The sequence below is a fragment of the Neoaquamicrobium microcysteis genome (genome assembly GCF_008180155.1).
GTDB lineage: Bacteria > Pseudomonadota > Alphaproteobacteria > Rhizobiales > Rhizobiaceae > Aerobium > Aerobium microcysteis.
The window spans coordinates 19,806-30,514 of record NZ_VSZS01000045.1 but is presented as its reverse complement, the minus strand read 5'-3'; the positions used below and the strand labels follow the sequence as shown (position 1 = coordinate 30,514).

The 10,709-nt window shown below is 54.5% G+C and carries 8 protein-coding genes; 7 read left to right on the top strand and 1 reads right to left on the bottom strand.

What is annotated here, in order from left to right; all coding sequences use genetic code 11:
- From FY036_RS23695 to FY036_RS00850, 7 genes are all read left to right on the top strand, one after another.
- On the top strand, positions 1–189 hold a 189-nt coding region (locus FY036_RS23695), incomplete at its 5' end, for a hypothetical protein (protein ID WP_161601066.1).
- 330 nt (positions 190–519) lie between these two features.
- Entirely contained in the window at positions 520–1,944 is a 1,425-nt protein-coding gene (locus FY036_RS00875) for a phosphomannomutase (RefSeq protein WP_148912836.1), read from the top strand.
- 9 nt (positions 1,945–1,953) lie between these two features.
- Complete coding sequence (locus tag FY036_RS00870) at positions 1,954–3,372, top strand: mannose-1-phosphate guanylyltransferase/mannose-6-phosphate isomerase (RefSeq protein ID WP_148912835.1); 1,419 nt, start codon at positions 1,954–1,956, stop codon at positions 3,370–3,372.
- Positions 3,373–3,516: 144 nt separating this feature from the next.
- Entirely contained in the window at positions 3,517–5,805 is a 2,289-nt protein-coding gene (locus tag FY036_RS00865; protein WP_148912834.1) for an FkbM family methyltransferase, read from the top strand.
- A complete protein-coding gene (locus tag FY036_RS00860) occupies positions 5,717–7,240 on the top strand; it encodes a polysaccharide pyruvyl transferase family protein (RefSeq protein ID WP_148912833.1) in 1,524 nt (507 codons plus the stop codon). The genes FY036_RS00865 and FY036_RS00860 overlap by 89 nt, the downstream gene beginning before the upstream one ends.
- 42 nt (positions 7,241–7,282) lie before the next feature.
- Positions 7,283–8,257: a hypothetical protein gene (locus FY036_RS00855; protein ID WP_148912832.1), complete on the top strand. Its 975-nt coding sequence runs from the start codon at positions 7,283–7,285 to the stop codon at positions 8,255–8,257.
- Positions 8,244–9,530, top strand: a complete 1,287-nt coding sequence (locus FY036_RS00850) for a glycosyltransferase (protein ID WP_148912831.1) — start codon at positions 8,244–8,246, stop codon at positions 9,528–9,530. Before FY036_RS00855 ends, FY036_RS00850 begins: the two co-directional genes overlap by 14 nt.
- Here FY036_RS00850 and FY036_RS00845 read toward each other — a convergent pair.
- Positions 9,490–10,593 (bottom strand): glycosyltransferase, encoded by a 1,104-nt coding sequence (locus tag FY036_RS00845; protein WP_201744665.1) that lies wholly within the window; start codon positions 10,591–10,593, stop codon positions 9,490–9,492. The two genes, FY036_RS00850 and FY036_RS00845, sit on opposite strands and share 41 nt — an antisense overlap.
- Between the last annotated feature and the right edge of the window lie 116 nt (positions 10,594–10,709).

Below are 10,709 nucleotides of genomic sequence, written 5' to 3'. Positions count from 1 at the left end.
ACCGGCGAACTCGTCACCTTCGCCGCCTTCGTCAGCCACAAGCAAACGGACGTTCCGCTCGACGCGGCGCCCGCCGGCCTGATCGTCAACTTCACCAGCAACGGCGAAACCATCGCAACCACAACCACGCCAATCTGCACCGAAGTCGCCGGAACCTGCCAGGCACGCCAAGAGGCACACCTCAGATAGCGGGCCACCCAAATAACCCAACAGAAGCCCCGCAGCTCACGTCGCGGGGCTTTTTTTACCGGGTTGGAGGAGACAATCGGTGGTGCCCAGACAGGCTTGGATTGAAATCCGATCAAGGGACGGATTTGGAGAGAAGGGCGCCGTAGAGCGCTGCGCCCGACGCTGGACGGTAGCGGCAACTTACCGACTGGGCACAGTCGATGGCAAGAACGCCGACAGGCCGTTGCGCGTATTCATATCGCGTGATCCCGAATGGCTTGGCTAAGGCGACCAGTTGCTCTAAACACCGCCGTTCAGTTGTTTCATGTTTGACGGTCAATTGAGATCACAGTGCAATCATCATTGAAGTTTGGCACCAGCGGGCTGCGGGGGCTCGCCGATGAATTGGATGGCGCCCCGGCCTATCGGTACGTCCGGGCTTTCATCGAGGTGATGCGGGCACGAGGATGTTTTGATCACACCGACAAGGTTTTCATCGGGAGGGATCTGCGTGGGTCGAGTGCTGGCATCAGAGCACTTTCTGCTGCTGCAATAGAAGATGCGGGCTATGTGGCAGTCGATTGCGGAACCCTGCCTACACCAGCTTTGACCCACTACGCGTCTATGCAAGGCGCTCCCGCCGTGATGGTTACTGGAAGTCACATACCCGACGATAGAAACGGGCTGAAATTTTTTCGCCCCGATGGCGAAATCGACAAAGCTGACGAGGCTGCAATTTCCTTTGCGTATGCTGAGCTTTCGTCGGACCTTCCCATTCGTCGAAGCGGGATGGGGCAAACCGATGTATCGGCCATCGAGCGTTATCGCGCGCGTTATCTCGACTTTCTGGGGGGGAAGACGCTCCGCGGGCTCACGGTTGGCATTTACCAGCACTCTTCGGTTGCAAGGGATATTTTGGTCGAAGTGCTGCAAGAGCTTGGAGCGGAAGTGCTCCCTCTCGGCCGTTCCGATCGCTTTATCCCCGTGGATACCGAAGCATTGCGTGACGAAGACGTCGAGCTTCTTCGGCAATGGGCCGTTGAGAACAAGCTCGATGCAATCGTCTCTACCGACGGAGATGCCGATCGGCCGCTGATTGCTGATGAGAAGGGTCGCTTTATACGAGGCGATCTTGTCGGCGCCATTACCGCTGACTGGCTGAAGGCGGATTGCATCGTCACGCCGGTAACTGCCAACTCAGCTCTGGAAACGTGCGGTCGCTTCGAAAAGGTGGTGCGAACGAAAGTCGGATCGCCATTCGTCATCGCGGGCATGGAAGACGCGCGGGTTGCGGGGGCTGCTCGCGTCGTAGGCTTCGAAGCCAACGGGGGGGTGCTGCTCGGAAGTTCTGTACAACGAGATGGCAATACCCTCGCGCCATTGGCAACTCGCGATGCCTTTCTGCCTGTTTTAGCCTGCCTGGATTCTATAGGCGCACAGGCAAAGCCCTTGTCTTACATCGCATCGCAGTTCGGCTTCCGAGCAGCGAAGAGCGATAGACTCATGCAGGTCGCGCCGGAAGCAAGCGCCGCCTTTTTGACCCAATTGCAAGACAGGAACTCAGGTATCGCAGTGGCATTCTCTTCACTAGGAGATTGTTCGCATTCTGATGCCACCGATGGTGTGAAAATTTTCATCACCTCGGGTGAGGTGGTCCATTACAGAGCTTCGGGCAACGCACCGGAACTGAGGTGTTATGTGGAAGCCCACGACGATGACCGCGCAGCTGAGCTGCTATCGCGCGGTCTGGCCTTTGCTCTGGAAAACGTAAGGTGATTTAATAGCATGACGCTTGTTCCGGTTATCATGAGCGGCGGCGCCGGCTCACGCTTGTGGCCACTTTCGCGCGAGGCGTTTCCCAAGCCGTTCATTGAACTTCCTGATGGCGAAACACTCATTGGGAAAACCTACAGACGCGTCGCCGCGCTTGATGGCGTTTCCCATATTCTCACCGTTACTGGACGCGACTTTCTTTTTCTGACCGTCGATGCGTATGCGGACACGGGCGCGCCGCATCGAGCGAATACGTTTCTTCTGGAGCCTATGGGGCGCGATACCGCCGCTGCAATGGCACTTGCGACGCTTCAAGCTACAGAAGCCTTCGGCGAGGACGCCACCTTGTTGTTTTTGCCGGCAGATCACTTGATTGCTGATGAAGCGGCGTTTGCGCGGGCTGTCGAGCGGGCGGTGACTCTCGCTGGTCAAGGCAAGATCGTTACATTCGGCATAGTGCCGGAACGTGCAGAAACCGCATTCGGTTATATCGAAACCGATGGTGAGGACGTTCTGCGTTTTGTGGAGAAGCCGGATGTCGAAACGGCCGTAACGTACCTCGCCAGCGGCAGGCACTACTGGAATTCAGGTATGTTCTGCGCTTCGACGAAGACCATGATGAAAGCGCTGGAGACGCATTGTCCCGATGTGCTGGAAGTTGCGCGGGGCGCGCTGGGCGCCGCACGTCAGGGTGCCGTAGGCGAGACACTGACGTTTGAAGTCGGACGCGAACAATTCGCGAAAGCGCCTGCGATATCTATCGACTATGCCGTCATGGAGAAAGCAAGCAATATCGCCTGTGTGCCGGTGTCGTGCGGCTGGTCGGATATTGGTTCATGGAACGCGATGTCGATGCTGCTCGATGCCGATGAACATGGTAACCGCCTGGTGGGGGAAACCATAATCGAAGACGCGTCGGGCTGTTTCGTGCACTCGGAAGATCGACTTGTCAGCCTTGTCGGGGTCGAGGACCTACTAGTGGTCGATACGCCGGATGCCCTGCTTGTCGCACACCGGGATAAGGCGCAAGACGTCAAGACCATCTACAATCGACTCAAGAGCCGCGGGCACGAGTCGGCAACCCTTCACCGTACTTCTCATCGACCCTGGGGCACCTATACCGTCCTGGAGGAAGGCGAGCGATTCAAGATTAAACGTATCGAGGTCAAGCCTGGCCAGAGGCTGAGCCTGCAGGCCCATCACCATCGTTCGGAACATTGGGTGGTGGTTTCCGGTACCGCGCAAGTGGTGAATGGCGATCGGGAAATTCTGTTATCTACCAACCAGTCGACCTATATTCCCTGCGGGCATCGACATCGTCTGGAAAACCCAGGAATATTGCCGCTTGTGCTCATCGAAGTGCAGAGCGGCGAGTATCTTGGGGAGGATGATATCGTTCGCTTCGAGGACATCTACGGCAGGGCTCAATAGTTCAGGGCGCCTGAGATGTGTGCGGCATTAGCCGAATTACGGTCGTGACTGGATCGAGGTGGGACATAATCCCTAGTCCTTGGTTCTCCGTCTAGATGAGAGTAGCGCTTTGAGTTTTCCATTGACTGGGAAAGATCGCCGGGCATGAGTGATCCATTCGTCTCGTATAGCCAGAATGGTGAGGATGTGGTGCTCTGGCGGGCGCTGGGTCACGTTTCCGATGGCTTCTATGTCGATATCGGGGCAGGGTGGCCGCAACAGCATTCGGTGACGAAGGCTTTTTCGTTGCGCGGATGGAGGGGGATCAACGTCGATCCAAATCCCTCTTTCCACACCGCCCTTGCCGCAGATCGTCCCAGAGACATTTCGCTTTGTCTTGGGATCAGCGATCATCATGAAACATTGCCGTTTTCGGTGATCGCCGAGACCGGTCTGTCTACGTTCGACCCGACTATCGCGGATAGGCACCGGGCCAGCGGATGGCAGACACAAGAGATCAGAACCGAGACAATTACGCTCGCCGAACTGTGGGAGAAGTATATACCACACGACCAACCTGTTCATTTTCTCAAAGTGGACGCGGAAGGCTTTGAAGAGAAGATTATCGGTTCAAACGACTGGTCCAAGAATCGCCCTTGGGTAGTCGTGTGCGAAAGCACGGCTCCATTATCTAGCCAGCAAACACATCATGGGCTTGAGAAGGTCTTGCTGGACGCCGAATACGTATTTGTCCTGTTCGACGGCTTAAACCGCTACTACGTCTCTGGCGAGCATTCTGAGATCATCGAGAAGCTCAGTGCGCCAGCCAACCCGCTTGATGCCTACATTTCGATCGATCTGAAGGTTTCCCGCGAGATGCTCGATGAGCGCGAGCGGGACCTCGAGGATAAGCTGCAGGAACTAGCCGCTGCGCGCAGCTCGATCTCAGATATGCAAGTGCGCGAGGAAGAGCGAGAGGGCAGGCTCCTGCAGACTACCGCTGAACTGACTGCCGCTAACAGCGCGATAGTTGAGATACAGGGCCGGTTAGACGAAAGGGAGCATCACGTTTCTAGGCTGATGACTGAATTGCAGACCATCAACCGTTCAATTGGTGAGATGCAGGGACGGTTGGCCGAGAGGGAAAATTACGTTTCTAGGCTTATGGCTGATTTGCACATCGCTAACCGTTCAATCGGTGAGATGCAGATGCAACTTGGCGAAAAGGAGCATGATGTACGGCAGGCCGGGGAGGAACTGCGGTGTATCTACAGCCGCCTGGAAGATATCTACCAATCGACGTCATGGCGGTTAACCCGCCCAGTCCGGGGGGTGAAGCTCGCTCTCAACGCCGGGCGAAGCTCCCTAGTGAGCCTAGTCAAGAACACTCCGCTTCACAGGCCCCTGAAGAGTGCCTACATCAAATATCATAATAAAAAGAACAAGATAGAACTTGGTGGCGGCTTCGCGTACTACGACTTCGGTGATTTTGTACTAGCTTTCGACAAGAACCCATGCATCGACAAACGTGGTATCGGTCGGGTTGCGAATTCACTGGCGTCGGAACTGGATCTCCTGGCGCCAAGGGTTCCGGAGCCAATCGCGAACAGACGGGTCGTCTATCTCTTTCCGTCGGTTCACTGGGTTCCCAGCGTTGTTCCTCGTCCCAATCTAGTGATGATCCACGATGTCATACCGCTGATATATCCGGAAGCATTCCCGGCCGGGGTCGTCGATGAATGGCATGGGAAATTCACCAGTTTAGCTCATGCAGCCGACAAGATAATTACTATTTCCAATTCGAGCGCAGACAGCATTTCTGACAAGTTGGAAATCGAGCGTTCCAAAATCGTGGTCAATTATAATGGTGTAGTAGTAGGAAAGTCTGCCCTGGAGGATAATGTTGCGCTGCCGCGAGAAAAATTCTTCTGCATCCTCGGCTCTGCTGACTATCACAAGAATTTTCAGATAGCTTTTCAGGCTTTCGAGGACGAGCGGCTTGCCGATTTGCATCTCGTAGTGATTGGAGACGGGGAAGCGTATCAGAATCTTGTAACCCATCATCCTGCCAAGGCGCGGATTCACCTGCTCAGCCGCGTTCAGGATGGAACTGTTTTTGAGGTATTGAAACGCGCGGAGGGCCTTCTTTTTCCGAGCCTATACGAAGGGTTTGGTCTCCCACCATTCGAAGCTGCGCTACTGGGGACGCCATCTATATGTAGTAGGCGTCCGGCGATGGACGAACTCTTCTCTGACGAATGCCTGTTTGTGCCGCATGATGATCCGACGGCCTGGGCGGACGCTATTATCCAACTCGCGCACAACCCCAAACTGCGGGACGAACTAGCGAAGAAAGCAGCCAGCCGTGCTCAAGAATTTACCTGGAAAAAAACTGCGGATCGCCTTGTCGAGATTTGCCGACAGCACGGGCTTTCTGAGAAAACTGAAGAATGAACTGAAAATGCGGTACTTCGACCAATACTGGAGTGATGCGCTCGAGCACGCCAAACGCGTGAGCGGCATTCATGCACGGATGATTGTTCCGCACGAAGTGTTGTCAGATATCGAGAATTCGGTGCCCTATGGGTTCACCTTCAGTACAGACCCTGAGGACATCGCGTGTGTCGTCGTTCACAAAGGGCGCTTGGACGATCTCTCGATTTCCTTCGTGGAGAGACTGCTGAAGACCCACCACTACAGCTACGGCAATCCTGTCTTCAGCGTTTTCTCAAAATCTTCAGACGACAAGGGTGCGCCCGAACATCGAGCCGATCTGGAAAAATGGCTGAGCAAGCGCAAGGAGAATATCTCACAGCATCGCGAAGCGCGGGAAAGGCGTAGGGCTTCTAGTTCGCAATCGAAGAAGTATCAGAAGATTCTGATTATTTCCGCCAATAATTTCGGGAATGTTGGTGACGACGCCATCACCCATGCTGCAGAAAATATCATGCGCAGCGCTTTTCCTGAAGCCGACATCAGAGTCGAAGCGCCTGCAGTCGCAAGGGAGTTAATCGAAGAAACGGATCTGATGGTCTTGGGTGGCGGCGGCCTGTTCTATGATGGCCGTATCGATAATGCGATCAACTATACAAATTACATTTTCTTTGCAAAGGAAGCTGGGGTTGACCAGTGTTCGATCGGTATTGGCACGCAGGGGATCCGCACGCCTGTGGGGACCCACCTGTTCCAGACGGCACTGAACTACAGTACTTTTACCGTCGTGCGTGATCCAAAGGACAAATCGGTTTTGGAGGAGATAGGCGTTTCGTCGCCGGTAATTCTCACTCAGGACATCGTTTTTTCGTTGCCAGCACCTGAGAAGGAAGGTTCTCCGTTCAAGTCCGATGGCAAACCGGTCGTCGGTATCGCATTGCTCGATTCTCGAAACCTGCTGGCAAGCCGCCATATGCAGGAATACCAGCAAGGTGTCTTCGACGCTGTCGAGGATTTATCAAGGCATTTTCACGTTACCTATATATGCCAGAGTCTTGATGATATTAATCTTTATCGCGACCTGAAAAAGAAATTCGGCGGCGAGATTGTCAAAATATCTTATGACGATGCCCTGACGGCGCAGAAATATTATTATCACATGGATCTTTGTGTCACATCGCGCTTCCATGGCTTGATATTTGCCGTGAAGGCGGGGACTCCTGTCATTTCAGTCGGTACCAACGGCTCGAAGACGGATCGTCTGATCAGGAATTTTGTGCCTTCCATCAAAGACGCGCATATTCCATTGCGGGATTTCAATCGATCGACGTTTGGAGCGAAGTTGTCGCTCTATGACCAGGATAAGATGCGTTTCGTTGCCGATCGCTCTGAGGTTTCGGACTGTGTCGAAGAAGCACGCCGTACAATCGCCGTCGTGAAAGAGCATTTGTGCTGATCGAGCGACATTCCAGCGCATCGTCATCGCGATCTGAACGCAATGTTGAATGACGAGTTCCTAGACGACGATCTCCCCATCAAAAGAGGGGCGGAAGACAGCGGCCTGAGTGTGCTGTTCACAAAAAGCCGTGGGTTGGCAATCGCGCATATCATGTGCGGATTTGTGATCATCCTGCTGGACATCGCCGCGCTGGGGACATCCATGCAAGCGTTGCTGAGTTCCATACACCCGGACGGAGATGGTGGTGGGCTCATTGTCATGGGGCTTAGCTATTTGGGCCTCGGTCCGCTTATTTCGCACTTCCCCCCCTTGCAGGTAATTCTGACTATCCTGGTTCTCATCTGCGTATGCGAGGCCGTAACTCAACTGGTTCAAAACAAGATCGGCCTGAAAATAAAATCGAAGATGATCGATGGGAAGCAGGGTACTTACAGGGCTGAGGAGGTTCCGGAAAAGGAACTGGCCATGGACGAGGTTGAAAGCGTTCTAAAGGCCTTCGAGTTTGCATTCTTTTGCATCGTCGTAATAATCGCGCTTTCCTTTCTTTCGGTCGCACTCGCCCTCGCACTGGTAGTAGCAGGGGTGATTCTGGTGGGGCTCACGGTCTTCTCGCAACGCACGCGAGCCAAACGGCGTGCTCGTCTCGCGACGAGACGCAGAGAATACGCCGCCGCGATCCGTAAACCAGGTCGAGGGGATGAGGAACTCGACGGGTTGAGGGCTGCTTACTTTGACGAAAGCCTGGCCTTCAAGCGGGGCAACGCCAGAACGGCTGCAAGTCTCGGCGTGCTCCAGTCCGCGGTATTGATCGCGCTGGTTGTGGTCATTTCCTATATGCAGTTTTCGGCTGCGGTGTTGGCCTTGCCTATCGTCATCGTACTTTCTGTTCGGCGTTTCATATCGAATGGTCGAGCTGCTGGAGCAAAACTAGCCAAGGTTCTGGAGAGGCGGGGATTTTGGTCGAATCTAGAGGGAGAGGGACTTACCCTTTCCGAAACTAATGAAAAGACCTAGGGCGGCAATCTTCTCCAGGCGCCATAAGGAAACACGGCCGCAGAATACGGCGGATCAGCCAGCCGTATTTGGCCAAGAGGTCGAATTGCCATCTGATCCCGTCGGGGGAGTGCGATGCGAGTCTCAAGGCTCATTGCCAAGGCGAAATGAGTTTAGCGAGCAAAGTGTCGGAATTTATCATGACTATTTCGCCATTCGTGGGGGGGGGGAGCGGCTTGTCCTGACGTTGGCGAGGGAACTGCAGGCCACACTGATATATGGCTACCGGTCCGATAAGAGTTTCGAAGTATCAGCATTCCCGCCGGACACGCGCGCCCTTGCCTTTCCCGCAGCTCTAAGGAGGGAAGGAGTCCGATCATTTGCACTTTCCAGCTATTTTTGGGGGGAGCGGACACGCGCTCGTGACTATCGCGTTCGCATCTTCTCAGGCGTGGCAGCCCCATTTGCCGCTCCGCCCAAAGGATGTGGTGGAGTCAATATTTTCTATTGCCATACGCCGCCGAGATTTCTCTATGATAAACGAGCTCATTTTCTGGCGCAGCTGGGCTGGCCGGCTAGGATTCTTGCGCCCGTTGCATTGAAGGTTTTTGGTTGGGCCTATAGGCGCGCCGTAGAGCGGATGGATGTGATCGTCACGAATTCCGAGACAACACAAGCCCGCGTCGCGAAGTATTTGGGGCGTGACAGCGCTGTCGTGCACCCACCCATCGATACTGAACTATTCGTTTGGAAGGGCCAGGGAGACTACTATCTCTCTACGGCCAGATTGACGTCGCTGAAGCGGGTGGGACAGATCGTCGAGGCGTTTTTAAGAATGCCGCACAAGAAACTGATCGTCGCCTCGGGGGGAGAAGATGCCGATCTATTGCGAGCCAAAGCTGCCTCGGCTCCCAACATCGAGTTTCGCGGTTGGGTCAGCGATGCGGAAATTCGGGATCTTGTCGGGAATTCAATCGCGACAATTTATGTGCCCATGGACGAGGACTTCGGCATGTCACCGGTTGAATCGATGGCTGCCGGAAAGCCAGTCATTGGTGTTGCGGAGGGCGGGCTGCAAGAAACCGTTTTGCCAAATGAAACCGGTCTTCTTCTCAATGCCGGCTTCACGGTGAACGATCTCGTGAACGCCGTTTCGGCCCTTGCGCCCGAGCGTGCGTTGCTGATGCGCCGGGCTTGCGAAGCACGGGCTCTCCTGTTCTCGAAAGACAAGTTCATCAACGGTATAAGGCGCATCATTGACGATGCGTCGCGACAACCCGGTGATACAGCCTGAGATAGGCTGCGCACATGTCTTCAGCGCGGAAAAGGCGCTCGAACCTTCGGCGCGCGTTGGCACCCATCTTTTGCGCTTCTTGAGGGTTGTGGGCAAGCCAGGTCATGGCTCCACCCAACGCTTCCGGATCGCGAGGCGCTATAACTAGCCCGGTTTCGCCAGCGATGTTGACGAAGCTAGTACCGGTGCCGATTTCACACGAAATCATCGGTTTGGCTGCCCGCGCCGCCTCGAGGAGGGCTACTCCAAATGCTTCCGAACGCAAGTGTGAAGGGAAGACAAACGCTTGGCAGAGCGAAAGGAGCGCTTCTTTGTCTTCTTCCGAAACCTCTCCCGAGAAGTGCACATTTTCCGGGACATCATGGATATCGAAATCTGCGAGATCGCGGCTGCCTGCAATCACCACGGGCAGGCCCGTTCGTCGTGCCGCCTCTATTAGAAAGGGCAGCCCTTTATAATACCGCAGCGATCCGACGAACAAAAAGAAACTGTCACCAAATCGTGCTCGCCATCTCTCCTTCTGATTGGGTTCAGGCTCTTCTCGCTCGCCAATCCCAATGGGAATTATCGATACCCTTGATCTGTGCTTGGCGAGTATCTCACTCGTCTCCGCATAGTTCGATGAGGTGGCAACGATCGCGTCCACCTTTCGAAGAAACGGATGTAGGAGGCGTGAGTAAATGGGCAGGACGAGTCTCTGTTTGACAATGTCGGAGTGATAGGTGGCGACCGATGGCTTTTTGCGTCCTGCAGCAAGATGCAGAATGTCTGCCAACGGCCAAGGAAGATGATAGTGGATAACGTCAGCTGATTTGGCCAGCTGCCTGAATCTGCCGAAGGCGGATGCGGAAAGACTTGCGGAAGCGATGTGCAAGTCACGTCGCACGTAGTGGGCATAATGGCTACCGATTGCCTCTGGTTCAGACCGGCCCTTGGCAGCCAGTGTGAGGACGTGGCTTTCTACCCCCTTGTGTGTCAATCCTTCCGCCAGAGTATGGATTACTCGAGGAATACCGGTAAAATTTTCCGGAAGGTAGACTTTATAAACGTGCAGTATTTTCATTATTATCTTCAATACCAGTAATTATTAGCCTTCATGTGTGGCATCCGGGAAGATCCAAACCGCTACGCACTGCGCTTTTTTTGGGAGAGGCGCGAGTTTTTTGTGCGTCTACATGA